Origin of the sequence: Rothia sp. BD8, assembly GCF_044878465.1 — a bacterium.
In the GTDB taxonomy this organism is placed as follows: Bacteria; Actinomycetota; Actinomycetes; order Actinomycetales; family Micrococcaceae; genus Rothia; species Rothia kristinae.
In genome coordinates, this window is the sequence record NZ_JANJES010000003.1 from 1 (window position 1) to 25,135 (window position 25,135).

Sequence of the window (25,135 nt, forward strand, 5' to 3'; positions counted from 1 at the left end):
TCACCAGCCACGGGGTGGCCTCCACGCTGCACCAACACTCTGCATGATGACCACAGTCATTCACAAAAAATACTTGGTATGCACCATCAGAGTGAACAAAGCACACTATTGAGTTCTCAAACAACGAACCACACAGCCACCACCAGCCCCGAACACTCGGAACCAGAGACGACCATCGGTCTCTCGGAAAAACGTCACCGTCTCGATCGGCGGCAACCTGTCCAGCGTACCAGACCCTCACACCACCCCGCAAACCGGGATGTTCCGTGAAGATCCAGCCGATCAGGACCGGCCCGCCTCGCGGCGACCTGTAAGACTTTACAGACCCCCACCAGGGCACGCAAGCCGGAACGAGATGTCCTCGGTCACAGCCTGCGGCCCCCGGCGTCGGGCTAGTCCTGCACGGTCACCAGGGCCATGTTCTTCTTGCCCCGGCGCAGCACCAGGTAGCGCCCGTGCAGCAGGTCCTCGTCGGCCACGACGGCGTCCTCCCCCGCGGCCTTGGCCCCGTTCACCGACACCGCGCCCTCGCGCAGGAACCGGCGGGCCTCGGACTTCGAGGAGGCCAGCTGCGTGGCCAGCAGCAGGTCCGCCACCTGCGGGAGCCGCCCCGCCGGCACCTGTGCGTGGGGCAGCTCGGCGGTGGCCGCCACCAGCGTCGGCTCGTCCAGCGCCGCGATGTCGCCGCGGCCGAACAGGGCCTCCGACGCCGCGATGACCTTGTCCGTGGCCTCGGATCCGTGCACCAGGGAGCACACGTCATAGGCCAGCGTCTTCTGGGCCTGCCGCCGGAAGGGCTCCTCCTCCGTCAGCCGCGCCAGCTCCTCGATCTCGGCGCGGGTGCGGAAGGTGAAGACCTTGAGCCGGTCCACGACGTCGGCGTCGGCGGTGTTCAGCCAGAACTGGTAGAAGGCGTACGGCGTGGTCAGCTCGGGATCCAGCCAGATGGCGTTGCCCTCGGACTTGCCGAACTTGGTGCCGTCCGAGTTGGTGATCAGCGGGCTGCCCATCGCGTGGACGTGCTCGCCCTCCACCTTGCGGATCAGCTCGGTGCCGGAGGTGAGGTTGCCCCACTGGTCGGAGCCGCCCAGCTGCAGGGTGCACCCGTACTGCCGGTACAGCTCCAGGAAGTCCATGCCCTGCAGGATCTGGTAGCTGAACTCGGTGTAGGAGATGCCCTCCTCGGAGTTCAGCCGCTTGGCGACGATCTCCTTCTTGATCATGGTGCCCACGCGGAAGCTCTTGCCGATGTCGCGCAGGAAGTCCAGGGCGGACAGCCCCGCCGTCCAGTCCAGGTTGTTGACCATCCGCGCGGCGTTGTCCCCCTCGAAGGACAGGAAGCGCTGGATCTGCCCGCGCAGGGACTCCACCCACTGGGCCACGACCTCCCGGGAGTTCAGCACCCGCTCGGAGGTCTGCCTCGGGTCCCCGATCAGCCCCGTCGAGCCGCCGACCAGCCCCAGGGGCCGGTGCCCGGCCAGCTGAAGCCGGCGCATGTTCAGCAGCTGCACGAGATGCCCCAGGTGCAGGGAGGCCGCGGTCGGATCGAAGCCGATGTAGTACGTGAGGGTGTCCTCCGTCAGGGCCTTCTCCAGGGCCTGGGGGTCCGTGCTCACGTGCACGAGCCCCCGCCACTGGAATTCCTGCCAGATGTTCTGGAAGGTGGGGTCGTTGGCCTGCTCGTCCAGACCCTGCACGGCGTCGATGTTCGCGTTAGTCGTCACGGCACACACGGTACCATCGGGCCCGCGTGCAACCAGCGGTCTCAGTCCAGGCCCGCCGGCATCGGCCCGGAGGAGACCAGGGTGAGCCGCTGGGTCGGGCGGGTCATCGCCACGTACAGGTCCCCCAGCCGACCGTCGGCCGCCTGCACCAGGGCGTTCGGCTCGGCGATCACGACGGCGTCGAACTCCAGGCCCTTGGCCTCCCACGGGCTGAGCACCAGGATCTGGCGCTGCCGGGCCCCACCGCCGGTGCCGCTGCGCGCGCCGAAGGCCTCCACCACGGCCGCGGCCACCGCGTCGTGCTGCTCGGGTGCGGCCACCACGCCCACGAGTCCGCCGGGCACCAGCTCCAGGTCCCGGGCCACGGCCTCGACGACGCCGGCCGGGACGTCCCCGGTGCGCACCAGCTGCGGCGCCCACCGCCCCTCGCGCACGGCCCGCGGCGCGGAGACCTCCAGCCCCGAGGCCCGGGCGACGTCGACCGCCGCACGGGCGATCTGCGAGGGGGTGCGGTAGTTGACGGTCAGCTCCTCCAGGGTGAAGCGCTCCCCCACGAAGGGCTCGAGGGCCTCGGCCCAGCTGTGCGCGGCCGCCGGTGCCGAGGCCTGGGCGATATCCCCGACCACCGTGAAGGACTTCATGGGGCACCGGCGCATCAGCAGCCGCCACTGCATCGGGGAGAGCTCCTGGGCCTCATCGACCACCACGTGCCCGTAGGCCCAGGTGCGGTCGGCCGTCGCGGCCTCCGCCGCGCTCATCCGCGCCGGGCCCACCGCGTTGAGGTCGGCGAGCATCTGGGCGGTGACCACCCCGTCGGCCCCGACATCGGCCAGGGACTCCTCCACGTTCTCGATGGCCTTGGCCGCGTTCTCCAGGTCCGCGCTGCGCTGGGCGGCCGCCCGGGCCGCGGCCGTGCCGACCGCCGCCTCGAAGTCCCCGAGCAGCTCCGCGGCCTCGTCCAGCAGCGGGGCGTCGGCCTCGGTGAACGGGGCCGAGGCCTCCCGGCGCAGCAGCTGACGCTGGGCCGGGTCCAGCGCCCGGGCGGCCGAGTCCAGGTAGCGGGGCTTGGCGAACAGGTCGCGCAGCAGGGTCTGCGGGCTCAGCGGCAGCCAGGCCAGGTTCAGCGCGACCCGCACGTCGCGGGAGGTGCGCACATCCTCGGGCAGCCAGTCCCGGGCGACGTCGTTGCCGGTCTCCCGGGTCAGCTGCTCCTGCAGCTTCTCGGCCAGCTCCCGCACGAGCATCTTCACGAAGGTCTCCCGCGCCTGGTTGTGGGGCTTGCCCGTGGCCCGGGCCCGCTCCCGGGCCGAGCGCACCTGCTGCGGGGTCAGCTCCACGACCGCCGAGCCGACGGTGAGCCGCTGGGTCTGGGTCGGGACCTTCTGCCGGTCGCGCACGGCCCGGCGGATGACCTCGGCCATCTGCAGCGATCCCTTGATCCGGGCGACCTCGGGATCCCGCTCCGGCACCCCGTGCTCCCCGGGGAACAGGTCCGCCAGCGAGGACATGACCACACCGGTCTCCCCCAGGGAGGGCAGGACCCGCTCGATGTACCACAGGAACGAGGTGGAGGGCCCGACGACGAGGACCCCGGACTTCCCCAGCCGCTCCCGGTGGGTGTACAGCAGGTAGGCCGCCCGGTGCAGGGCCACCGCGGTCTTGCCGGTGCCCGGCCCGCCCTGCACGACGCGCACCCCGGGCAGCGGGGCGCGGATGATGCGGTCCTGCTCCGCCTGGATGGTCGCCACGATGTCCCCCATGCGCCCGGTGCGCCGCCGGTTCAGGGCCGCCAGCAGCGCCCCCTCCCCGTGCAGCGCCTCGGCGTCGTCCAGGAAGCTCGGGTCCAGCACGTCGTCCTCGATGCCGCGCAGGGTGCGCCCCTCCAGGATCAGGTGGCGACGCCGGGCCACGCCCTGGCGGTCGAAGGCGGTGGCCTGGTAGAAGGTCCCGGCCTCGGGGGCCCGCCAGTCCACCAGCAGCCGGCCGTGCTCGGCGTCGGTCAGCCCGATCCGCCCGACGTAGCGGCGCGTGCGGTCCTCCAGATCCAGGCGCCCGAAGACCAGGCGGTGATCCACCGCCTCCAGCTGGGCCAGCCGGTCCTCGTAATGGGTCGCGTAGGCGTCGCGCTCCGAGCGGTTCTGGTGCGATCCGGCGGCTCCGGCCCGCCGCACCCCGGCCAGCTTGGCCGCGGTCTCCTCCCGGACCTCGTCCAGGCGGGCGTAGAGCCGATCCACGTACGCCCCCTCCTCCCTCAGGGCGGCCTCCAGCTGGCGGCGCCAGGCGGCCTGCTCGGATTCCGAGGCCTGCTCGGAGGCGGGCGCCTCGGCGTCGTCCTGCGGCGGGGCGCTGACCTCCGAGTCGGCCTCGACGGCGTCGCGAGGGGCGGAAGCGGGGTGCTGGGTCATGGAAACGGGCACGCTCCTGTTCAGAGAAGACCGGGGTGGGCGCGGGGATCAGACGGTGTACAGGGCTCGCACGGCGTCGGCGGGCAGGGGCTCCGGGGCGCCCTCGGTGCGGGTCAGCGCCGATGCGCCGACCAGCGCCTCGCGCCCGCCGAGCCCGTCCAGCTCCATGGCCACCCCGACGCCGGCCACCCGGTACCCGGCCCGGCGCACCAGGCGCACCGCGGCGGCCAGCGTCCCTCCGGTGGCCAGGATGTCGTCCAGGATCAGCACCCGCGCCCCGTCGGGCAGGTCGTCCCGGTGGATCTCCAGGGTCGCGGAGCCGTATTCGAGGTCGTAGTCCTCGGCGTAGGTCTCCCGGGGCAGCTTGCCCTGCTTGCGCACCGGCACGACCCCCACGCCCGCGGCGTAGGCGGCCGCCGAGGCCAGCAGGAAGCCGCGGGCCTCGACCCCGGCCACGGCGTCGAAGGTGCCCTCGAAGCGCTCCACCAGCGCGTCCACGACGGTGCGGAAGGCCCGGCCGTCGGCGAAGACGGGGGTGAGATCGCGGAAGAGGATGCCCGGCTTCGGGTAGTCCGGGATCAGGGCGCAGGTGTCGGCGATGAGGCGGGCGGCCCCGGTCTGCGCGGAGGGCGCCTCCTCCGGGTGGGCTGCGGTGGGGTGGGCATCGTGCATGGCGGCGCTCAGACTTCCGACGACGGTGATCCCCCGTGAGGGGAGAAAGGGCACACCACAGGCTACGCCACCGGGCGGCGCGGTGGGAGCCGGACGCGCGAGGAGGGCCCCGCCCCGGGGATCCGGAAGCCGGGCCCTCCTCGCGGTGAAGGGCTCAGGAGATCCGCTGCTCGCGGGCGGCGAAATCCCGGGCGGGGACCAGGTGCTCCCGCAGGGCCTCCAGCTGGGCCGCCACCGCGGACGGGGCGGTGCCTCCCTGGGAGCTGCGGGACTCGAGGGAGCCGCGCACGGTGAGCACCTCGCGCACGCCGGGGGTCAGGTGCTCGGAGATCTCAGCGAAATCCGCGTCCGTGAGGTCCCACAGCTCGCAGTCCTGCTCCTCGCACACGCGCACGGCCTCGCCGGCGATCTCGTGGGCGTCGCGGAACGGCACCCCCTGGCGCACCAGCCACTCGGCGACGTCGGTGGCCAGGGCGAAGCCCTGCGGGGCCAGCTCGGCCAGCCGAGCTTCGTGCACCGTGAGGGTGGCGATCATCCCGGAGACCGCCGGCAGCAGGACCTCGAGCTGATCGATCGCGTCGAAGATCGGCTCCTTGTCCTCCTGCAGGTCCCGGTTGTACGCCAGCGGCAGGGCCTTCAGCGTGGCCAGCAGCCCCGCGTGGTCCCCGATCAGGCGCCCGGCCTTGCCGCGGGCCAGCTCCGCGATGTCCGGGTTCTTCTTCTGCGGCATGATCGAGGAGCCCGTGGAGAAGGCGTCGTCCAGGGTCACGAAGGAGAACTCCTTGGTGGCCCAGAGGATGATCTCCTCGCTGATCCGGGACAGGTCCACCGCGATCATCGCGGTGATCCAGGAGAACTCCGCGTACACGTCCCGCCCGGCGGTCCCGTCGATGGAGTTCCAGGTGGCGGAGTCGAAGCCCAGCTCGGCGGCGACGGCGTTGGGGTCCAGCCCTAGGGAGGACCCAGCCAGGGCCCCCGAGCCGTACGGGGAGACCGCGGCCCGGGCATCCCAGTCGAGGAAGCGCTGCAGGTCCCGGGACAGGGCCCAGGCGTGGGCCAGCAGGTGGTGGCTGAGCAGCACCGGCTGGGCGTGCTGCAGGTGCGTGCGTCCCGGCATCGGCGCGTACGGGTAGGCCTCGGCCTGCCCGATCAGGGCGTCGACGACGCCGAGCACCTCCCGGGCGATGATCCCGGCGTGGTCGCGCAGGTACATCCGCCCCAGGGTGGCGATCTGGTCGTTGCGCGAGCGCCCCGCGCGCAGCTTGCCGCCCAGGGCGGGCCCGGCCCGCTCGATCAGGCCCTTCTCCAGCGCCCCGTGCACGTCCTCATCGCCCGGGGCCGGCGCGTAGGCCCCGGAGCGCACGTCGGCCTCGAGTTCGTCCAGGGCCGCGAGCATCCCGTCCAGCTCGGCGTCGGTGAGCAGCTCGCGGGCGTGCAGCACCCGGGCGTGGGCACGGGAGCCGGCGATGTCGTACGGGGCCAGGCGCCAGTCGAACTGGGTGGACTTGGACAGGGCCGCGAGCGCGTCCGCCGGGCCGCCGGCGAAGCGCCCGCCCCACAGGGCGCCGTCGTTGGTGCCGTGCTTGGCGTGCTCGGCCATCACAGCCCCAGCCGCTGGTCCCGGGCGGAGGCGACCTTGGAGGACATCCCGAACAGCTCGATGAAGCCCTTGGCCTGGGACTGGTCGAAGGAGTCGCCCTCGTCGTAGGTGGCCAGGTTGAAGTCGTACAGGGAGGTCTCGGAGCGCCGCCCGGTCACGGTGGCCTTCCCGCCGTGCAGCTGCATCCGGATGTCCCCGGAGACCATCTGCTGGGTGTCGGCGATGAAGGCGTCCAGGGACTTCTTCAGCGGGGAGAACCACTGGCCGTCGTAGACCAGCTCGGTCCAGCGCTGGCCCACGGTCTTCTTGAACCGGGCCTGCTCCCGCTCCAGGGTCACGTTCTCCAGCTCCCGGTGCGCGGCGATCAGGGCCATCGCGCCGGGGGCCTCGTAGATCTCGCGGGACTTGATGCCCACCAGCCGGTCCTCGACGATGTCGATCCGGCCCACGCCCTGGGCCCCGGCCCGCTGGTTCATGATCTGGATGGCCTCCAGCGGGGTCACGGCCTGCCCGTCGATCGCGGTGGGCACGCCCTGCTCGAAGGTGATGACGACCTCGTCCGGGGCCGGCGGGAAGCCCGGGTCGTCGGTGTAGTCGTAGACGTCCTTGGTGGGTCCGTTCCAGATGTCCTCGAGGTAGCCGGTCTCCACGGCCCGGCCCCACACGTTCTGGTCGATGGAGAACGGGTTCTTCTTGGTGGTGATGATCGGCAGGCCGTTGGCCTCGGCGTAGGCGATGGCCTTCTCCCGGGTCAGGGCCAGGTCCCGCACGGGGGCGATGCACTGCAGGTCCGGGCCGAGGGTCTGGATGCCGACCTCGAAGCGCACCTGGTCGTTGCCCTTGCCGGTGCAGCCGTGGGCCACGGTGGTGGCGCCGAACTGCTGGGCGGCGGCCACCAGGTGCTTGACGATGACGGGCCGGGAGACTGCCGAGACCAGCGGGTAGGCGTCCATGTACAGGGCGTTGGCCTGCAGGGCGGGCATGCAGTACCCGGCGGCGAACTCCTCGCGGGCGTCGGCGACGTAGGCCTCCACGGCCCCGCAGTCCAGGGCGCGCTGCCGGACGGTCTCCAGATCCTCCCCGCCCTGTCCGACGTCCACGGCCACGGCGATGACCTCCGCGCCCGTGGCCTCGCCGATCCAGCCGATGGCCACGGAGGTGTCCAGTCCTCCGGAGTACGCCAGCACTACCCGATCCGTCATGTCTCTCGCCTTCCTCGCGGTGTGGCGCGGCGCGGACCCGCTGGGCCCGCGCCGCGCATCGTCATGAATGACTATACAGATATTCGTTTATTTATGCACTCCGGGGTCAGGCGCCCGGGGCGTCGCACGTGACCGGGGTGAAGGTCACCGTGGCCTGGCAGGTGTAGGTGTCCCCGCGGCGCACCGCGGCCGTGCCCCCCACGGCCTTGGCGGTGAACTGATATCCGCCGGCGGAGCCGGCCGGCACCTGACCGTGGAAGGTGATGGTGAAGGAATCGGCGTTCTCGACGACCGTGGCCGGGGGCAGCTCCTGGGTGAAATCATCCGGATGCGCGGCCCCGAACTTCTTGAAACCCGCGAGGCTGTAGGAGGTGGGGGTGGTCGGGGTGGTCCAAGAGGGATCGAAGGGGATGGCGACCACGGCACCGTCCTCCAGGCCCTGCGGGAAGCCCAGCGGGATCCGCCAGTTCAGGGTCTCACCCGAGACCCAGTGCTGGATCGAGGCCTCCCCCGGAGGGGTGGAGTCGTAGGTGACCAGGTTGTCGAAGTTGACGTTCGAATAGTTGTCGTCCGTGTACACGATCCGGGACTTCAGGTACCACCGGGATTCCACGGGGTGGCAGCTGACGGCCAGGGCCGGGACGGCGGAGGCCGCCGCGAGGACCGGGAGGGACCACGCGGCCCCCTTCACGAGGGTGCGGCGGGTGGGTGCGAGGGTGTTCATGATGGGTCCTCCGAGGCAGCGGGCCGACCCGCGGCCCGGGCCGGCCACGACGGTGTGTCCGATCTCATCCAACCACGTTCGCGCCGATCCCGCCCCACCCGAGACCCCGCCCGGCGTGTCGGCCCGGCGTCCCGGCCCTCCTCCGTCCCGCTCCCGCCCCGAGTGTACTACGTTGGGGCATCGTCACCGTGCATCGTCCACCGCGAAGGAGCCCGCCCATGTCCGCCGAGCAGAATCCGCACGCCGAGCCGCAGACCCCGGACGGCGCCGCCCCGCTGTCCGACCGGGAGCTGGAGGCCCTGAACCAGGTCTTCGACCTCGCCCGGGACGGCCGGACCGAACAGCTGGCGGCCGTGCTGGAGCAGGGGATCCCGGTGAACCTGACCAACGCCAACGGCGACACCCTGCTGATCCTGGCCGCCTACCGGGAGCAGCCCGAGGTGGTGCGCCTGCTGCTGGAGCGCGGGGCCGATGCGGACCGGCTCAACGACCGCGGGCAGACCGCCCTGGTCTGCGCCGTGTTCCGCAACCACGAGCCGATCGCCCGGATGCTGCTGGAGGCCGGCGCCGACGCGAGCCAGGGCCACCAGAGCCCGGAGGCCGTGGCCGCCTTCTTCGGCCTGCCCGGCATGACCCGCCTGCTGGCCGAGCACCGCGGCGGCGCCTGAGCCGCGGCCGAGCCAGCCCTCCCACCCCCGTGCGGGGCCGGCCCGTGCGCGGACCGGGCGAGGCGCCGGCTCAGCTCGCCGGCGTCTGCGACCACTCGAGGAAGCGCTGCGCCAGCGCCGCCCCGCCCTGGGGATCCCGGGTGATGACCATGACCGTGTCGTCCCCGGCGATCGTGCCCATCGCCTCGGGGATCGCCGTCTGATCCAGGGCCGAGGCCAGGAACTGGGCGGCCCCGGCCGGGGTGCGCAGCAGCACGATGTTGGCGCTGGCCTCGGCGGTGATCAGCAGATCCTTGAACAGCCCCGCTAGCCGCTGGGGCGGCTCCTGGCCGCGCGGCTGCTCGGTGCCGGCCACCGCGTAGACCAGCACCCCGTCCGGCCCGCGCAGGCGCTGCGCGCCGATCTCCACCAGATCCCGGGACAGCGTCGCCTGGGTGGCCTTCAGCCCGTCCGCGGCCAGCACCCGCGCCAGCTCCGACTGCGAGCGGATCGAGCGCTGCTCCAGCACCTCGACGATGCGGGCCTGCCTGGCCGTCTTCGTCGCCGGGATCCCGCTCATCGCAGCAGCTCCTCCCCGGCCAGCCCCGAGCGGACCATCAGCCAGGTCAGCAGCGCCTTCTGCGCGTGCAGGCGGTTCTCCGCCTCATCCCACACCGCCGAGCGCGGCCCGTCGATCACGCCCTCGGTGACCTCCATGCCCCGATACGCGGGCAGGCAGTGCAGGAACACCGCCTCCCGCCCCGCGCGGGACATCAGATCCTCATCCACCCGGTAGTCCGCGAAGACCTCCAGACGCTCCGCCTTCTCCTCCTCCTGGCCCATGGACACCCACGTGTCGGTCACGACGACGTCGGCCCCGTCGGCGGCCTCGGCCGGGTCCTCCGTGAGCAGCACGGACCCGCCGGTGGCCTCGGCCCGCGCCCGGGCGGCGTCGAGCACCGCGGTGGGCAGCTGGTGGGAGGCCGGCCCGGCCAGGCGCACGTGCATCCCGGCCGTGACTCCGCCGGCGGCGTAGGAGGCCGCCATGTTGTTGCCGCAGTCCCCGACGTAGGCCAGGGTCCGCCCGGTCAGATCCGCCCCGAAGCGCTCGCGCACGGTGAGCAGATCCGCGAGGATCTGGCAGGGGTGCCAGTCATCGGACAGCGCGTTGACCACCGGGACCGTGGCGTGACGGGCCATCTCCTCCAGCCCGGACTGGGCGTAGGTGCGCCACACGATGGTGGAGACCATGCGGGTCAGCACCCGCACGGTGTCCGCGACGGATTCCTTGTGCCCCAGCTGGGACTCCCCCGGGTTGATCACCAGGGGGTTCCCGCCCAGGGCGGCGATCCCGGCGTGGAAGGAGACCCGGGTACGGGTGGAGGTCTTGTCGAACAGCACCGCGACGGTCTGCGGGCCCGCATAGGGCCGGCGGGCGTACGGGTCGGCCTTCATGCGCGCGGCGAGGTCCAGAACCTCGGACTGCTCGGCCGGGGTGAGGTCCAGGTCGGTGAGGAAGTGGCGGATCATGGGGCTCCTTCGCCGGCCCGGGCTCTGAGGGTCCGGGCCGGGATGCGGTCGGTCGGCGGTTCGGTCGGGTCAGTCGGCAGGGGCGGCGTCGGCGAGGATGCCGGGCAGCGCGTCCAGGAAGGTGCGGGCCTGGTCTGCGGTGAGCACCAGCGGCGGGGCCAGGCGCAGGGTGTTCGGGCCGGTGGCGTTGATGATGAATCCGGCGCGCCGGGCCGCGGCGACGACGTCGGGCCCGGCGGGGGCGGCCCGCTCGTCGTCGGGCGCGGTCAGGTCAGCCCCGATCAGCAGGCCCCGCCCGCGCACCGCGCCGATGCCCGGGGTCGCGGCCAGGCCCTCGCGCAGGTGCGCTCCGACCTCGCGGGCGCGGGTCAGCAGGTCCTCGTCGCGCAGGGCCCGGATCGTGGCCAGCCCGGCGGCGGTGGCCAGGGGGTTGCCCCCGAAGGTCGTGCCGTGGCTGCCCGGGGCCAGGGCACCGGTGGCCTCGGGGGTCAGGGCGAGCATCGCCCCGATGGGGAAGCCCCCGCCCAGGCCCTTGGCCAGGGTGATCAGGTCCGGGCGCTGCCCCGGGTCCCCGAGCACGCGCAGGGACTCCAGCCACAGCCCGGTCCGGCCCATCCCGGTCTGCACCTCGTCCACCACCAGCAGCGCGCCGTGCTCGCGGGTCAGCCGGCGGGCGGCCAGCAGCAGCTCCTCCGGCAGCGGGTGCACCCCGGCCTCGCCCTGGATGGGCTCCAGGATCACCCCGGCGACATCATCGCCCATCGCCTCCTCCAGGGCCTGCGCCGTCGGGGGGATGAACTGGACCCCGCCGGGCAGCGGCTCGAAGGGCTCCCGGTAGGCCGGCTTCCAGGTGGCCGCCAGGGCCCCCGCGGTGCGCCCGTGGAAGGCGTGCTCCAGGGCCAGGATCCGGCGGGCCCGGGGCTCGCGGGCGTTGCCGTGGGCGCGCACGGCCTTCAGGGCCGCCTCATTCGCCTCGGTCCCGGAATTGGCGAAGAAGACGCGGGAGCCGGCCGGGGCGTCGGCGATCTCCAGGAGGGTGCGGGCCAGCTCGATCTGCTGCGGGGTGGTGAAGAAGTTCGAGACGTGCTGGAGGCGGTGGGCCTGGGCCGCGACGGCGTCGGCCCAGGCGGGGTGGGCGTAGCCGAGGCTGTTGACCGCGATCCCGGCCATCAGATCCAGGTAGGTGCGCCCGGCGGCGTCGGTGACCTCGCAGCCGGAGCCCTCGGTGAGCACCAGCGCGGGCTGCCCGAACACGTCGAGCAGGTCCTTCCGGTAGGCGTCCAGATAATCGGCGGGCTGGCTCATGCTGTCCTTCCGTGGGGTGCGGTCTCGGCGGGCGGGGCCGCGGGGGTTTCGTGGGTGCGCAGCGGGTCGATCACCACGAAATCGGCCAGGGGCTTGGGTTCGGGGGCGGGGCCGGTGACCTGGGTGCCGATGCCGGAGTCGGTGAAGATCTCCAGCAGCGGGGAGTGGGCCCGGCGCCCGTCCACGACGGCGGCGGTGGGCACCCCGTTCTCCACGGCTCCCAGGCAGGCGCCCATCTTGGGGATCATCCCGGCGTCCAGCCCGGGCAGCAGCTCGCGCAGCTCCTCGGTGCTCAGGGAGCTGATCAGCGAATCCCGGTTCGGCCAGTCCGCGTAGAGCCCTTCGACGTCGGTGAGCACCACGAGCTTGGCGGCCCCGATCGCCGCGGCCACCGCGGCCGCGGCGGTGTCGGCGTTGACGTTGAGCACCTCGCCGGTGAGGGTGTCCTGCGGCAGGCCCCGATCCAGCGCCCGCTCGCCCATGATCTCCGGGGCGATCGAGGAGATCACCGGGATCTTGCCGGCCTCGATCATGGACAGGATCGCGGTGGTGTTGACCCCGACGACCTCTCCGACCAGGCCCAGGTCCGTCTCCTGCCCGTCCACCACGGTGGTGATGCGCCGGGCGCGCAGCAGGCCGCCGTCCTCCCCGGACATGCCCACCGCGTGCGGGCCGTGGGCGTTGATCAGCCCCACCAGCTCCCGGGCCACCTGCCCGGTCAGCACCATGCGCACCACCTCCATGGCCTCCGGGGTGGTGTAGCGCAGGCCCCCGCGGAACTCGCTGGGGATCTCCAGGCGCTCGAGCATCGCGGTGATCTGGGGGCCGCCGCCGTGCACGACGACGGGGCGGATGCCCACCGCGCGCAGGAAGACCATGTCCGCGGCGAAGGCCGCGCGCAGGGACTCGTCGACCATGGCGTTGCCGCCGTATTTGAAGACCATGATGGATCCGGCGTAGCGCTGCATCCAGGGCAGCGCCTCCATCAGGGTCTGCGCCTTCAGCTGGGCGGTCTCGTAGCGGGTGCTGGGGCTGGTCTGGGCCATGGGGCTCCTCGTCAGGGTGGATGCGAAGGGTGCTCAGCTGGAGTAGGCCGAGTTCTCCTCGACGTAGTCGTGGGTGAGGTCGTTGGTCCAGATCACCGCGGATTCCGGGCCGGCTGCCAGGTCGATCTCGATGACCACCCTCCGGTCCCCGGCCAGGTCCACCAGGGAGCGGTCCTGCCCGATCATCCCGGCCCGGCAGACCATGACCCCGTTGATGCTCACGTCCACGTGCTCGGGCTCGTACTCGGCGGCGGTGGTGCCGACCTCGGAGAGGATCCGCCCCCAGTTGGGGTCATTGCCGAAGATCGCGGTCTTCACGAGGTTGGAGCGGGCCACGGCCCGGGAGACCTCCAGGGCCTGGGCCTCGCTCGCCGCGCCCACGGTGCGCACGTGCACGTCGTGGCTGGCGCCCTCGGCGTCGCCGATCAGCTGCAGCGCGAGGTCCTCGCACAGGGCCGTGAGCCCGCGGGCGAACTCCTCGGGGTCGGGGGCGATCCCGCTGGCCCCGGAGGCCAGCAGGGTCACGGTGTCGTTGGTGGACATGCAGCCGTCGGAATCGGCCCGGTCGAAGCTCAGCGAGGCGGCGGTGCGCAGCGCGGTCTCGGCCCGCTCCGGATCCAGGGAGGCGTCCGTGGCCAAGACCACGAGCATCGTGGCCAGTCCGGGTGCGAGCATGCCCGCACCCTTGGCGATCCCGGCCAGGTGGACCTCGCCCTGCTCGGTCGTGAGCGTGAGGGCCGCCTGCTTGGGCACGGTGTCGGTGGTCATGATGGCCCGGGCCGCGGCGCGGGCGTGGGCCTCGTCCGAGGCCAGGTCCCCGCAGGCCCGCTCCAGGCCGGCCAGCAGCTTCTCCAGGGGCAGCTGCTCCCCGATCAGCCCGGTGGAGCAGACCAGGACGTCCCCGGCGGCGATGCCCAGGTGCTCGGCCGCGGCCTCGGCGGTGCGGTGGGCGGCGGCGAAGCCCTCGGGCCCGGTGCAGGCGTTGGCCCCGCCGGAGTTGAGCACGACGGCGTCGGCCCGCCCGTCCGAGACCACTTCCCGGGACCACAGCACAGGCGCGGCGGCGAAGCGGTTGCGGGTGAACACGGCCGCGGCCGTGTGCTCGGGTCCGAGCACGCGCACCAGCGCCAGGTCCGGGGCACCGCTGGCCTTCAGCCCGGCGGTGGTCCCGGTGCAGGCCAGCCCCGCGACGGTCTCCAAGCCGGCGCAGCGATCGACGGGCAGATCGGAGTGGTCGGGGATGCTCACGGGGCGAGTCCTTCCTGAGGCAGCCCGGTGGTCTCCGGCAGACCGAGGGCGAGGTTCACGGATTGGATGGCACCGCCGGCGGTGCCCTTGACGAGGTTGTCGATCGCGCAGACGACGACCACGCGCCCGGCGGCTTCGTCCACGGCCAGCTGCAGCTGAGCGGAGTTGGCGCCCTGCACGTTCTGCGTGGCCGGCCAGAGTCCTTCGGGCAGCAGGTGCACGAAGGGCTCCTCGGCGTAGGCGGCCTCCCACGCCGCGCGCACGGCGGCCGGGCCGACCCCGGGGCTCAGCCGGGCCGTGGCGGTGGCGAGGATCCCCCGGGGCATCGGCGCCAGCGTCGGGGTGAAGCTCAGGCTCACCTCGGCCCCGGCAGCCCGGGATAAGCCCTGGCGGATCTCCGGGACGTGGCGGTGGATGCCGCCGACCCCGTACGGGGACATCGACCCCATGACCTCGCTGCCCAGCAGATGCGGCTTCGCGGACTTCCCGGCCCCGGAGGTCCCGGAGGCGGCCACGACCACGAGGTCCTGCGGCTGCACCACCCCGGCGGCCAGGCCGGGGGCCAGGGCCAGCTGCACGGCCGTCGGGTAGCAGCCGGGCACGGCGATGCGGCGCGCGGTGCGCAGGGTCTCGCGCTGCCGGGGGGCCTTCGCCTCACCGATTCCGGGGCCGGTGAGCAGCTCGGGCAGGCCGTAGGGCCAGTGCCCGGCGTGCTCGGTGCCGTAGAAGCGCGCCCAGTCGGCGGGGTCCTCGAGGCGGTGATCCGCCCCGGCGTCCACGACGACCGTCTCCTCCGGCAGGGCCGCGGCCACCCGCGCGCTGGCCCCGTGGGGCAGGGCCAGGAAGACGATGTCGTGGCCGGAGAGCACCTCGGGGGTGGTCTCCTGCACGGTGAGGTGGGCGTAGCGGGGCAGGTGAGGGGCAAGCGCGCCGAAGGAGGAGCCGGCGCTGGCCCCGGCGGCCAGCGTGGTGACCTCGATCTCGGGATGCCCGGCGAGCAGGCGCAGGACCTCTCCCCCGGCGTATCCGGTGGCCCCGGAGACCGCTGCGGTGTATGTCATGAGCCCACCCTACCGCAGATTTATGCATTGGCCTAAATATTTATGCATCGGGTGAGGGCGTCCCCTCCCTGCGATCCGCCCCGAGCCTACGATGGGTGAGGACCGAGAACCGCGAGGCCGGGCACCCGCAGGGCCCCGGCCGGTGAGGAGCAGGGCATGGCACAGCAGGAGAGGCGGCCGCAGGAGGCGAGCGCGGCCGGGCAGATGACGGCCATCGTCGTCGAGCAGACCGGAGGCCCGCAGGCCCTGACGGCGCAGACCCGCGAGATCCCCCAGCCCGGGCAGGGCCAGGTGCTGGTGCGCACCGAGGCCACCGGGGTGAACTTCATCGAGACCTACCAGCGCTCCGGGGTGTACTCGGTGGAGCTGCCCTTCGTCCCGGGCGCGGAGGCGGTCGGGCTGATCGAGGCGGCCGGGCCCGACGTCGACCTGGAGGCCCTGGGGCTGCGGGTCGGGACCCGGGTGGCCACCTGCCAGGCCTCCGGGACCTACGCCGAGCGGTTCCTCGCGGATGCGCAGAAGATCGTGGCCGTGCCGGAGCACCTGGACCCGCGCACCGCGGCCTGCCTGCCGCTGCAGGGCATCACGGCGCAGTACCTGTCCCGCTCCACCGTGCCGGTCCAGCAGGACCAGACGGCCGTGGTGCTGGCCGGGGCCGGCGGGGTCGGCGGGCTGCTGATCCAGCTGCTCAAGCACCTCGGCGCCGAGGTGATCGCCACCGCCTCCACCGACGAGAAGCGCCGGATCGCTCGGGAGCACGGGGCGGATCACGTGCTGGGCTACGAGGGCTTCGCCGAGCGGGTCCGGGAGCTGACCGGTGGGCGCGGGGCCGACGTCGTCTACGACTCCGTGGGCAAGGACACCTTCGATCAGTCCGTGCAGGCGCTGCGCCCGCGCGGCACGGCCGTGCTCTACGGCGGGGCCAGCGGCCAGGTGCCGCCCTTCGACCTGCAGCGGCTCAACGCCCTGGGCTCCCTGTACGTCACCCGCCCCTCGATCGGGGCGTACCTGCAGGATCGGGAGGAGCTGCAGGCCCGTCTGGGTGAGGTCTTCGACCTGGCCGAGGCCGGGGTCCTGCGCCCGACCCTGGACACCACGTTCCCCCTGGCCGAGGCCGCCGAGGCCCACCGGCACCTGGAGGAGCGGCGCTCGCGCGGCAAGGTGCTGCTGATCCCGTAAGCGGCGGCTGCCGAACACGACGATGCCCCGCTCGCCGACCCCGTTTCGGGGTGGGCGAGCGGGGCATCGTCGCATCGACGCACCTGCCGCGGGCACGGGGCCCGAGTGCGGCGCCCGGGTCAGTCCTCGTCGCGGCGCATCCGGCGCACCCCGTAGACCGTGCCGGCGGCACCCAGGGCCAGGACCAGCACCCCGCCGCCGACCAGCAGCCAGCCGTGGCGCTGCTGGGCGCGGATCCCGTCCTCGGTGATCGGGGACATCTCCCCCGCCGGGGTGGTCCGCTCCACCGTGAGCGTCCCGTCGTCGTTGACCAGCAGGGCGTCCACGATCTCCGGGAAGTCCTCCCGCTGGGCCCCGGTCTGGGTGCCGCGGAACTGGATCTGGCCCCCGGCCTGGACCTTCTTCGGGTCCGCGATCCCGCCGTAGTACTTGTCGTAGTGCTGGTCGATCGAGGAGGGCAGGGTGCCGGTGTAGACCGCGTTGTGCGAGGTGGTCTGCAGGTCCTGGGTCATCGTCGCGTACTGCCCCTGGATCACCCAGGACCGCCCGACCCACTCCTGGTTCTGGCGGGCGTCCTCCACGGTGCGCACCCCCGCCAGGCACAGCAGGCCGCACCCGACCAGCGCGACCAGCACGATCGCCGCGGTGATCCACCGCCACGGGGAGCGGTGCCGCCGCGCGGGCGCCCCGAACTCGTCGTCCTCATCGAAGCCGAAGAACGTCTCGCTCATCCTCGTCCCCACCCTTCCTCGCTGTCGGTGCCCACGGTCTCAGCCGCGCAGGACGGCGCCGTGGCGCCGCTCGGCCAGGGCGACGGCGGCCTCCCGCTCGCGCCCGGCCTCCTCGTTGGTCAGGGTCCGGTCCGGGGCGCGGAAGACCAGCGCGCAGGCCACGGACTTCCGGTCCTCGCCGATGGACTCCCCGCGGTACTCGTCGAAGACCCGGGCGGATTCCAGCAGCTCGCCGGCACCCTCCCGCAGGGTCTCCAGCAGCTGTGCTGCCGGCAGGTCGGCGTCGATGATCAGGGCGACGTCCTGGGTGACCGGCGGGTACGGGGAGACCGGGCCCGCCTGGACCGGGGCGCCGAAGCCGCCCAGCAGCGCGGTCAGATCCAGCTCCATCGCGCAGGTGCGCTCCGGCAGATCCCGATCCCGGCACACCTGGGGGTGCAGCTCCCCGGCCCAGCCGAGCAGGCGCCCCTCGGCGTCCTCCAGCCGGGCGGTGCGCCCGGGGTGGAAGGCCTGGTGGCGGCCCTGGGCCACCCGCAGCGCCACGCCGAGCACATCGGCGGCCAGCCGGGCCGCATCCAGGGCGTCCTGCCAGTCGTGGACCCGCGGGGTGATGCCGGGCCCCTCCGGGGCGTCATGCCCGCAGAACACGGCGGCCAGGTGCTTCGGCTGGACCGGCAGCCCGGCCTCCAGCTGCTCCAGCACCTGCGCGTCCGGCCGCGCCCCGCCGGCGGGCAGCGGGGTCTCCCCCAGCGCCTGCCCGGGCAGGAACACGGTGGCGGCCTGGTACAGGGCCAGGTCCCGGAAGCCGCGGGAGCGGTTGCGCCGCAGCACCTCGGTCAGTCCCGGCAGCAGCGAGCGCTGCAGCCAGCCCTGAGCGTCGCTGATCGGGTTGGCCAGGCGCACGTGCTCCACGGTCCCCTCGGCCGGGGCCTCGGGCACGCAGTAGAGGGTGTCCTCCTCGGCGGAGACGAACGGGTAGGCCGCGACCTCCACGAGACCGGCGGCAGCGAACGCGTCCAGCACCCGGCGTCGCCCGGCCTGCTCCGGGGTCCACCCGCGCCCGGCGGGGGCGGCGGGCAGGCGGGAGGGGATCTGCTCGTAGCCGACGACGCGGGCGATCTCCTCGGCGAGGTCCTCCTCGGCCGTCAGGTCCGGGCGCCAGGAGGGCACGGCGACCTGCCAGACGTCGCCCCCGCGGTGCACGGTGCAGCCGATGCGCTCGAGCACCTCGAGGATCTGCTCCGGGGTGTAGTCCACCCCGACCCGCGCCGCGGCGTAGCCCACCGGCAGGGTGATCTGGCGGGGTTCGACGGCGGTGCCGACGTCGGTGACCCCGTCCTCGGCCCGGGCGCCGGACAGCTCCTCCAGCAGCTCCACGGCCCGCTGGGCGGCCGCGGCGGCCACCTGGGGGTCCACCCCGCGCTCGAAGCGCTTGGAGGCCTCCGAGGGCAGCCGGTGCCGACGCCGGGTGCGGGCGATCGAGACCTCCTCGAAGTGCGCCGCCTCGATCAGCACGTGGCGGGTCTGCCCGGTGACCTCGGTCTTGGCTCCGCCCATGACCCCGGCCAGGCCGATGGCCTCGTCGGTGTCGGCGATGATCAGGTCCTCCGGGTGCAGCTCGCGGTTCTTCCCGTCGAGAGTCTGCAGGGTCTCCCCCGGGCGGGCCCGGCGGACGTGGAGGGGTCCGGCGATCTTCTCGGCGTCGTAGAAGTGCAGGGGCTGGCCCAGCTCCAGCATGACGTAGTTGGAGATGTCCACGGGCAGGGAGATCGAGCGGATCCCGGCCAGGCGCAGGCGGGCGGCCAGCCACGGCGGGGTCGCCCGGGTGGGGTCCAGATCCCGCACGGTGCGGGCGACGAAGCGGGTGCAGCCCGGACGGTCGTGGATGGGGGCGTCGTCGCGCAGGTCCACGACGTAGCCCTCCCCGTTGTCCGCCGGCGCCCGCTCGGCCAGGGGCCCGGCCGGGTCGGCGAAGGGGGCGTCCACGGCCAGGCAGTACTCCCGGGCCACCCCGCGCACGGAGAACGCGTAGCCGCGGTCCGGGGTCACGTTGATCTCCGCGGCCTCATCGGTCAGTCCCAGCAGCTCCAGGGCGTCCTGACCTGGTTCGGGGTCCAGGCCGAGCTCACCGAGGACGATGATCCCCTCGTGCTCATCGGACAGACCCAGCTCCCGGGCGGAGGCGATCATCCCTGCGGAGACGTGGCCGTAGGTCTTGCGCGGGGAGATCCGGAAGTCCCCGGGCAGCACGGCCCCGGGCAGGGTCACGACGACCTTGTCCCCCACGGAGAAGTTGTGGGCCCCGCACACGATGCCCTGGATCCCGGAGGCCTCGATGCCCTTCCCCTCCAGGGTCTGCTCGCGCCCCTCGGGGACCACGCGCACCTGGCACCAGTTGACGGTCTTGCCGTTGGAGTGGGTCTCCGGCTCCATGGACAGCACCTGCCCGACGACGACGGGCCCGGTGATGTGGTCCAGGGGCCGGTGCACGGCCTCCTCCTCGAAGCCGACCCGCACCAGCGTCTCCAGGACGTACTCGGCGGTGGCGCCCTCCGGCAGGGGGGCGTGCTCGCGCAGCCAGGACAGCGGAATTCGCATGGGTCTAGATCTCCATCCCGAAGGTTGAACTGAAGCGGACGTCGCCCTCGATCATGTCGTGCATGTCCGGGACCCCGTTGCGGAACATCAGGGTCCGCTCGATGCCCATCCCGAAAGCGAAGCCGGAGTGGGTCTGCGGGTCGATGCCGGCGGCGCGCAGCACGTTGGGGTGCACCATGCCGCAGCCGCCCCATTCGATCCACCGGGGCCCGCCCTTGGCCTGCGGGTGCCACACGTCCATCTCGGCGGAGGGCTCGGTGAACGGGAAGTAGTTGGGGCGCAGGCGGATGCGCGCCTGCTCGCCGAACATGCGGCGGGCGAAGTGCTCCAGGGTGCCCTTCAGATCCGCCATGGTCAGGCCCCGGTCCACGGCCAGGCCCTCCAGCTGGTGGAAGACCGGGGTGTGGGTCGCGTCGAGCTCGTCGGTGCGGTAGACCCGCCCGGGGCACACGATGTACAGGGGCGGCTGGCGACGCTGCATGGCCCGCATCTGCACCGGGGAGGTGTGGGTGCGCAGCACCCGGTGGGCGGAGGCCGGCTCCAGGAAGAAGGTGTCCTGCAGCTCCCGGGCCGGGTGGTCCGGCTGGAAGTTCAGGGCGTCGAAGTTGAACCACTCGGATTCCACCTCGGGCCCGTCCTCGACCTCCCAGCCCATCGCCACGAACACGTCGCCGACCCGCTCCTGCAGCAGGGACACGGCGTGGCGGGCGCCCATGCGGCGTCGGCCGGAGGAGGCGGTCACGTCCACGGCCTCCTCCACGAGGATCCGCTCGGCGTGCTCGGCCTCCAGCTCCGCCTCCCGGGCGGCCACGGCCTGGGTGATGCGCCCGCGGGTCTGGCCCAGCAGCTTCCCGATCTCCTTCTTCTGCCCCGGCTCCAGCGAGCGCATCTGCCGGTTGACCAGATCGGTGCCGGAGCCCTCGCCGGTGTAGCGCAGCCGCACGGCCTTCAGCGTCTCGAAGTCCGGGGTCTGCTCGCGCACGGCGCGCAGGGCCTCGGCCAGCTCGGCGTCGAAGGCCTCCCGCACGCGCTGCGGGGCGCCCTCCGGATCCGCCGCATAGGCGGCGCCGATGTCGGCCAGCACCTGGCGGGCCGCGGCGGCATCGCCCGCGGGCGAGGACGGGTTCTCAGTCATGGACGGGTCTTCTCCTGGGTCGCGGGTCGTGCGCTGCCGCCGACGTCGCGGTCCACGGCGCACCGGGACGCGTCGTGGCGTGCGGCGCGCTCGGGCCCGTCGGGCTGCTTCCCGCGCGGGCGGCAGACCCAGTCTAGAGGATCGGGCCGAAAGGGGCGGGGCCGGTCCCGCGCGCGGATCGGGCGGTCCCCCGCCGGCTCAGGTCTCGTCCTGCTCGGGCTGCGGCGGGATCTCGGAGACGTAGTCCTCCCGGTACAGGTCCGGCTCCAGGTAGATCAGCTGGGCGGCCGGGACGGCCTCGCGGATGCGCCGCTCGGTCGCGTTGATCTCAGCCACCAGCTGGGCGGCCGTCTCCTGGCGGGCCACGGAGATCTTGGCGGCCACCAGGATCTGCTCGGGGGCCAGGTGCATGGTCTTGAGGTGGATCAGCCCGATGTGCTCCTCGGCGTCCACGGCCCGGCGGATCGTCTCGAGGGTGGAGGCGCTGGCGGACTCCCCGAGCAGCAGGGACTTCATCTCCACCGCGAGGAACACCGCCACGGCCACCAGCAGCACCCCGATCGCCCCGGATCCGGCGGCATCCCAGCGGCCGTCTCCGGTGATCAGCGTCATGGTGATGCCGATCAGGGCGAAGAGCAGGCCGGTCACGGCCGCGGAGTCCTCGAGCATCACGACCGGCAGCTCGGGGGCCTTGGCCCCGCGCACGTACTCCAGCCAGCTGCGCTGCCCCTTGGTCCCCCGCGCCTGGCGCAGGGCGGTGAGCAGGGAGCGGCCCTCCATGAGGATCGAGCCGACCAGTACGACGACGGGCACCCACGCCCAGTCCTCGATGGGGTGCGGCTCGGCCCACTTCTCCCAGGCCTCGTAGAGGGAGAACAGCCCGCCGAGGGAGAACATGACGATCGAGACCACGAAGGCGTAGATGTAGCGGTTCTGCCCGTGCCCGAAGGGGTGCTCGGCGTCGGGGGCCTTGCGTGCCGCCCGCCCGCCCAGCAGGAGGAGGAACTGGTTGCCGGTGTCGGCCACGGAGTGGATGGACTCGGCGAGCATCGATGAGGATCGGGTCAGCAGGTAGGCGGCGAACTTCAGCACCGCGATGCCGAGGTTGGCCGCCAGGGCCGCGAAGATCGCGGCCCCGCCGGAGCTCTTCCTCTGCTGCTTCTGCTGGGGCTCCTGCTGCTGCTTCTCGGTCATGGAGGGCCTTTCGGATCGGCCCGCCGAGCAGATCGGGAGGCTAAGTTGATGGGAGACGCCCGCCGCCGAGGCGACGGGTGAGGGCGGGGACGAGGCCGTCGGGACCGCACTCGGCGGGGCCGACGCGAGACGGGCGGGGGGGGCGGAGCCGGACGGGCCGGGACGGTCAGCGGGGGCGGCGTCGCTGGGCGCGCGCGGAGGCGTACAGGCACACCGTAGCGGCCATCCCCACGTTGAGGGATTCGGCCCGACCGTGCAGCGGGACCGCCACCCGGGCATCGGCCAGCCCCTTCTCCTCCTCCGACAGGCCCTGGGCCTCGTTGCCGAACAGCCACACGGTGGGCCGGCGCAGATCGGCGCCGTCGCCGGGACGCTGCGCGGCCGCGGCATCGGCCAGCTCATCCAGATCCAGGGCGGCGTGCCCGTCGGCGGCGAGGATCTGAGCGCCCGCGGTCCGGGCCGCCTCGACCAGGTCGGGCAGCGTCTGGTGCGCCGCGACGGGCAGGTGGAACAGGGAGCCCGCGGTGGAGCGCACGGCCTTGGGGTTGAGCAGGTCCACCGAGCCCGCGGTCGCGGCCGCGAACCCGGCGCCCGCGGCGTCGGCGGCGCGGATCAGTGTTCCGGCGTTGCCCGGATCCTGCACCCGGACCATGACCGCCCCGAGGTCCGGCCAATCCCGGGCACCGGGCAGGCCGGTCAGCGCCGCGGCGCTGTGGGCCACGGCCAGGACCCCCTGGGGCGTCTGGGATTCGGCCATCGCGGCCAGCACCTCCGGGGCCGCCAGCCGGGCGAAGACCCGACGCGCGGGGCCCCCGGGGGCGGTCGGGGCCGGGCTGCCCGCCGCGGCCGCGATGGCCTCGCCCAGCGAGGGGTCCTGTTCGAGGCAGGCCGGGGTGACGTACACGGCGTCCAGCAGCGGGCCGCGCGCGTGGGCGGCCAGGGCCTCGCGCACCGCCTGCGGCCCCTCCACGAGGAACAGCCCGCGACGGGCGCGCTGGCGGGCCCGGGCCAGGGCGGCGACGTCGCGGACCCGGTCCGCGGTGGGGTTGATCAGGGTCCGCTCGCGGTCGAGGATCTGGAATGCGCTCACCCGGCCACCCTACCCGGGCCTCGCCCGCGCCCGGAGTCCGGCGTCGTGCTGGAGAGCCGGTCTCAGGCGGCCTTGGGAGCGGAGGTGTCCTCGGGGAGGTTCTCCTTGGCGATGCCGACCAGCGCCTTGAAGGCGGCCGGCTCGTTGACGGCCAGCTCGGCCAGCATGCGGCGGTCGACCTCCACCTCGGCGGCCTTCAGGCCCTGGATGAAGCGGTTGTAGGTCAGGCCCTCGGCGCGCGCGGCGGCGTTGATGCGCTGGATCCACAGGCGGCGGAAGTCGCCCTTCTTCTTGCGCCGGTGGTCGTAGCTGTAGACCAGCGAGTGGGTGACCTGCTCCTTGGCCTTCCGGTACAGGCGGGAGCGCTGCCCCCGGTAGCCGGACGCGCGGTCCAGGGTGGTCCGACGCTTCTTGTGGGCGTTGACTGCCCGCTTCACACGTGCCACGTGCGTACTCCTTCTGCTCTGGCGCGGCCCTCACCTGGGGGCGGCGCGGCGTGTTCGGGGCCGGTCCCGTGCGGGGACCGGGAGGTCGATGGGTGCGGTGGGCTTGAGCCCTACTTGGCCAGCATCTTCTTGATGACCTTGGCCTGACCGCCGGTGACGATCTGGTCCGAGGCCAGCCGGCGGGTCAGCCGGGAGGACTTGTGCTCCAGGTAGTGGCGGCGGTTGGCCTGCTGGCGCTTGACCTTGCCGGAACCGGTGAGCTTGAAGCGCTTCTTGGCACCGGAGTGGGACTTGTGCTTCGGCATGGGGGCCGTTCTCCTTACGTTTCATCCCGGATCCCGCGTGGGGCACGCGGGGCCGGGAGGGCGTGCACCGCCCCGAGGGGACGGTGCCTGTCTCAGGCAGCGGAAGCCGGATCTGCGAGGGCGACGTCGAGGACGAGGCGCCTTCTCGACCCGGTCCGCAGGGTCATCCAACCCGGGGCGGACCCGGGCGGGGCGGCTACGACCGGGGGCCGGGCTTCGGCGCCCGCGGCTTGGGAGCCGCCTGGGGCTTCGGCGCGGCCTGCGGCTTCGGAGCCGACGCGGGCTTCGCGGCCGCCTGGGGCTTGGGAGCCGCCTGCGGCTTCGGGGCCGACGCGGGCTTCGACTCGGCCTGCGGCTTCGGGGCCGGGGCCTCCTGGGCCTGCGATGCCGAGCCGCCCTGCGCCTGCTGGCGCAGCTGCTCCGGCATGGCCGCGGCCACCGAGTTGGACACCGGCTGCGCGGTGCGGGTGTCCACCCGCTCGCGCTGACGGCGGCTGCCGCCCTGCTGCTTGGCCTGGCGCTGCTGCTCGCGGCGCGCCTCGGCCTTGTTGCGCAGCGGGCCGATGACCATGACCATGTTCCGCCCGTCCTGGCGCGGATTGGACTCGACGCTGCCGACCTCGGCCAGGTCCGTCGCCAGCCGCTCCAGCAGGCGCACTCCCATCTCGGGGCGCTGCTGCTCGCGGCCGCGGAACTGGATCATGGCCTTGACCTTGTCTCCCGCGGTGAGGAAGCGCTTGGCGTGCCCGACCTTGGTCTCGTAGTCGTGGTCGTCGATCTTCAGCCGGAACCGCACTTCCTTCAGGACCGTGTTGGTCTGGTTCTTGCGGGACTCGCGGGCCTTGACGGCGGCCTCGTACTTGTACTTGCCGAAGTCCATCAGCTTGCACACCGGCGGACGGGCGTTCGGCGCCACCTCGACCAGATCAAGATCCGATTCCCGCGCCAGACGCAGTGCGTCCTCTACGCGGACGATCCCGACCTGCTCGCCGCTGGGGCCGACCAGTCGGACTTCCGGTACGCGGATGCGGTCATTGATGCGTGGATCGCTAATGTGGTGCTCCTGTCGGCTCTGCGGGTCTGTTCCCGCACGGTTCGCGGATCGCCCCGACGGGATGCGAAGAAGCCCCCGCGGGACGGTTCCAGCGGGGGCTTCGAGACCCGTGCCCGCACACGACGCGCATCCTCAGGATGCGGACGGCATGATGGCGCACGAGCGCTGACCCGGCGACCGCTGCGGTCGACGCGGGTGGGAGATCGAGATCCCCGCTTGGAAACTCCTGACACTCTACA

At 73.0% G+C, this 25,135-nt stretch carries 22 protein-coding genes; 2 read left to right on the forward strand and 20 right to left on the reverse strand.

From position 1 onward, the window contains the following. Positions 1-392: 392 nt before the first annotated feature. From tyrS to NQ707_RS03020, 6 genes are all read right to left on the reverse strand, one after another. Positions 393-1,706 carry a tyrosine--tRNA ligase gene (gene tyrS / locus NQ707_RS02995; protein ID WP_404434938.1) on the reverse strand — a complete coding sequence of 438 codons (1,314 nt, stop codon included), beginning with the start codon at positions 1,704-1,706 and terminating at the stop codon, positions 393-395. A 59-nt stretch (positions 1,707-1,765) separates the two neighbouring features. Then, positions 1,766-4,129, reverse strand: coding sequence for a HelD family protein (locus NQ707_RS03000; protein ID WP_404434704.1), 2,364 nt, complete (start codon positions 4,127-4,129; stop codon positions 1,766-1,768). A gap of 48 nt (positions 4,130-4,177) precedes the next feature. Next, positions 4,178-4,801 (reverse strand): adenine phosphoribosyltransferase, encoded by a 624-nt coding sequence (locus tag NQ707_RS03005; RefSeq protein WP_404434706.1) that lies wholly within the window; start codon positions 4,799-4,801, stop codon positions 4,178-4,180. A gap of 154 nt (positions 4,802-4,955) precedes the next feature. After that, positions 4,956-6,401 carry an argininosuccinate lyase gene (gene argH / locus NQ707_RS03010; RefSeq protein WP_404434708.1) on the reverse strand — a complete coding sequence of 482 codons (1,446 nt, stop codon included), beginning with the start codon at positions 6,399-6,401 and terminating at the stop codon, positions 4,956-4,958. Next, a complete protein-coding gene (locus NQ707_RS03015; protein ID WP_061225899.1) occupies positions 6,401-7,603 on the reverse strand; it encodes an argininosuccinate synthase in 1,203 nt (400 codons plus the stop codon). Before NQ707_RS03015 ends, argH begins: the two co-directional genes overlap by 1 nt. 106 nt (positions 7,604-7,709) lie before the next feature. After that, positions 7,710-8,327: a hypothetical protein gene (locus NQ707_RS03020; RefSeq protein ID WP_404434710.1), complete on the reverse strand. Its 618-nt coding sequence runs from the start codon at positions 8,325-8,327 to the stop codon at positions 7,710-7,712. Between the two features lie 218 nt (positions 8,328-8,545). Here NQ707_RS03020 and NQ707_RS03025 point away from each other — a divergent pair, with 218 nt between their 5' ends. Next, entirely contained in the window at positions 8,546-8,995 is a 450-nt protein-coding gene (locus NQ707_RS03025; RefSeq protein ID WP_081101698.1) for an ankyrin repeat domain-containing protein, read from the forward strand. Positions 8,996-9,065: 70 nt separating this feature from the next. Here NQ707_RS03025 and NQ707_RS03030 read toward each other — a convergent pair whose 3' ends face one another. The 6 genes from NQ707_RS03030 to argC form a co-directional block, all read right to left on the reverse strand. Then, entirely contained in the window at positions 9,066-9,554 is a 489-nt protein-coding gene (locus tag NQ707_RS03030) for an arginine repressor (protein ID WP_058731526.1), read from the reverse strand. Then, positions 9,551-10,504: an ornithine carbamoyltransferase gene (gene argF, locus NQ707_RS03035; RefSeq protein WP_129357886.1), complete on the reverse strand. Its 954-nt coding sequence runs from the start codon at positions 10,502-10,504 to the stop codon at positions 9,551-9,553. The genes NQ707_RS03030 and argF overlap by 4 nt, the downstream gene beginning before the upstream one ends. Before the next feature lie 69 nt (positions 10,505-10,573). Then, a complete protein-coding gene (locus tag NQ707_RS03040) occupies positions 10,574-11,809 on the reverse strand; it encodes an acetylornithine transaminase (RefSeq protein ID WP_058731528.1) in 1,236 nt (411 codons plus the stop codon). Continuing rightward, positions 11,806-12,855, reverse strand: a complete 1,050-nt coding sequence (gene argB, locus NQ707_RS03045) for an acetylglutamate kinase (protein ID WP_129357884.1) — start codon at positions 12,853-12,855, stop codon at positions 11,806-11,808. The genes NQ707_RS03040 and argB overlap by 4 nt, the downstream gene beginning before the upstream one ends. Before the next feature lie 33 nt (positions 12,856-12,888). Then, positions 12,889-14,097, reverse strand: a complete 1,209-nt coding sequence (argJ, locus tag NQ707_RS03050) for a bifunctional glutamate N-acetyltransferase/amino-acid acetyltransferase ArgJ (protein ID WP_404434939.1) — start codon at positions 14,095-14,097, stop codon at positions 12,889-12,891. A gap of 2 nt (positions 14,098-14,099) precedes the next feature. After that, positions 14,100-15,164, reverse strand: coding sequence for an N-acetyl-gamma-glutamyl-phosphate reductase (gene argC / locus NQ707_RS03055; RefSeq protein ID WP_224799868.1), 1,065 nt, complete (start codon positions 15,162-15,164; stop codon positions 14,100-14,102). Between the two features lie 156 nt (positions 15,165-15,320). Here argC and NQ707_RS03060 point away from each other — a divergent pair, with 156 nt between their 5' ends. Further along, on the forward strand, positions 15,321-16,343 hold the full coding sequence (locus NQ707_RS03060) for a quinone oxidoreductase family protein (protein WP_404434715.1): 1,023 nt from the start codon (positions 15,321-15,323) through the stop codon (positions 16,341-16,343). Positions 16,344-16,462: 119 nt separating this feature from the next. Here NQ707_RS03060 and NQ707_RS03065 read toward each other — a convergent pair whose 3' ends face one another. From NQ707_RS03065 to infC, 8 genes are all read right to left on the reverse strand, one after another. Beyond that, on the reverse strand, positions 16,463-17,074 hold the full coding sequence (locus NQ707_RS03065; RefSeq protein ID WP_129357883.1) for a hypothetical protein: 612 nt from the start codon (positions 17,072-17,074) through the stop codon (positions 16,463-16,465). A 39-nt stretch (positions 17,075-17,113) separates the two neighbouring features. Then, complete coding sequence (gene pheT / locus NQ707_RS03070; protein ID WP_404434717.1) at positions 17,114-19,672, reverse strand: phenylalanine--tRNA ligase subunit beta; 2,559 nt, start codon at positions 19,670-19,672, stop codon at positions 17,114-17,116. Between the two features lie 4 nt (positions 19,673-19,676). Further along, complete coding sequence (gene pheS / locus NQ707_RS03075) at positions 19,677-20,807, reverse strand: phenylalanine--tRNA ligase subunit alpha (protein ID WP_224799870.1); 1,131 nt, start codon at positions 20,805-20,807, stop codon at positions 19,677-19,679. Positions 20,808-21,005: 198 nt separating this feature from the next. Further along, positions 21,006-22,001 (reverse strand): cation diffusion facilitator family transporter, encoded by a 996-nt coding sequence (locus NQ707_RS03080; RefSeq protein ID WP_328798870.1) that lies wholly within the window; start codon positions 21,999-22,001, stop codon positions 21,006-21,008. 166 nt (positions 22,002-22,167) lie between these two features. After that, positions 22,168-23,091 carry a TrmH family RNA methyltransferase gene (locus NQ707_RS03085; protein ID WP_404434720.1) on the reverse strand — a complete coding sequence of 308 codons (924 nt, stop codon included), beginning with the start codon at positions 23,089-23,091 and terminating at the stop codon, positions 22,168-22,170. Between the two features lie 62 nt (positions 23,092-23,153). After that, the gene (gene rplT / locus NQ707_RS03090; protein WP_064725707.1) at positions 23,154-23,537 is read right to left on the reverse strand and encodes a 50S ribosomal protein L20; all 384 of its coding nucleotides are present in this window, start codon (positions 23,535-23,537) and stop codon (positions 23,154-23,156) included. A 110-nt stretch (positions 23,538-23,647) separates the two neighbouring features. Further along, a complete protein-coding gene (rpmI, locus tag NQ707_RS03095) occupies positions 23,648-23,842 on the reverse strand; it encodes a 50S ribosomal protein L35 (protein ID WP_058730797.1) in 195 nt (64 codons plus the stop codon). Between the two features lie 196 nt (positions 23,843-24,038). Then, positions 24,039-24,896: a translation initiation factor IF-3 gene (gene infC / locus NQ707_RS03100; RefSeq protein ID WP_058730798.1), complete on the reverse strand. Its 858-nt coding sequence runs from the start codon at positions 24,894-24,896 to the stop codon at positions 24,039-24,041. Positions 24,897-25,135: the final 239 nt, after the last annotated feature.

What these genes read in the sequence shown, in the direction of transcription:
- argC (WP_224799868.1), bottom strand. Translation starts at nt 15,164, where the DNA reads ATGACATACACCGCAGCGGTCTCCGGGGCCACCGGATACGCCGGGGGA.
- NQ707_RS03005 (WP_404434706.1), bottom strand. Translation starts at nt 4,801, where the DNA reads ATGCACGATGCCCACCCCACCGCAGCCCACCCGGAGGAGGCGCCCTCC.
- NQ707_RS03020 (WP_404434710.1), bottom strand. Translation starts at nt 8,327, where the DNA reads ATGAACACCCTCGCACCCACCCGCCGCACCCTCGTGAAGGGGGCCGCG.
- NQ707_RS03065 (WP_129357883.1), bottom strand. Translation starts at nt 17,074, where the DNA reads ATGAGCGAGACGTTCTTCGGCTTCGATGAGGACGACGAGTTCGGGGCG.
- NQ707_RS03040 (WP_058731528.1), bottom strand. Translation starts at nt 11,809, where the DNA reads ATGAGCCAGCCCGCCGATTATCTGGACGCCTACCGGAAGGACCTGCTC.
- NQ707_RS03080 (WP_328798870.1), bottom strand. Translation starts at nt 22,001, where the DNA reads ATGACCGAGAAGCAGCAGCAGGAGCCCCAGCAGAAGCAGCAGAGGAAG.
- rpmI (WP_058730797.1), bottom strand. Translation starts at nt 23,842, where the DNA reads ATGCCGAAGCACAAGTCCCACTCCGGTGCCAAGAAGCGCTTCAAGCTC.
- NQ707_RS03030 (WP_058731526.1), bottom strand. Translation starts at nt 9,554, where the DNA reads ATGAGCGGGATCCCGGCGACGAAGACGGCCAGGCAGGCCCGCATCGTC.
- argH (WP_404434708.1), bottom strand. Translation starts at nt 6,401, where the DNA reads ATGGCCGAGCACGCCAAGCACGGCACCAACGACGGCGCCCTGTGGGGC.
- NQ707_RS03060 (WP_404434715.1), top strand. Translation starts at nt 15,321, where the DNA reads ATGGCACAGCAGGAGAGGCGGCCGCAGGAGGCGAGCGCGGCCGGGCAG.
- pheS (WP_224799870.1), bottom strand. Translation starts at nt 20,807, where the DNA reads ATGACTGAGAACCCGTCCTCGCCCGCGGGCGATGCCGCCGCGGCCCGC.
- NQ707_RS03015 (WP_061225899.1), bottom strand. Translation starts at nt 7,603, where the DNA reads ATGACGGATCGGGTAGTGCTGGCGTACTCCGGAGGACTGGACACCTCC.
- NQ707_RS03000 (WP_404434704.1), bottom strand. Translation starts at nt 4,129, where the DNA reads ATGACCCAGCACCCCGCTTCCGCCCCTCGCGACGCCGTCGAGGCCGAC.
- NQ707_RS03025 (WP_081101698.1), top strand. Translation starts at nt 8,546, where the DNA reads ATGTCCGCCGAGCAGAATCCGCACGCCGAGCCGCAGACCCCGGACGGC.
- pheT (WP_404434717.1), bottom strand. Translation starts at nt 19,672, where the DNA reads ATGCGAATTCCGCTGTCCTGGCTGCGCGAGCACGCCCCCCTGCCGGAG.
- argB (WP_129357884.1), bottom strand. Translation starts at nt 12,855, where the DNA reads ATGGCCCAGACCAGCCCCAGCACCCGCTACGAGACCGCCCAGCTGAAG.
- argF (WP_129357886.1), bottom strand. Translation starts at nt 10,504, where the DNA reads ATGATCCGCCACTTCCTCACCGACCTGGACCTCACCCCGGCCGAGCAG.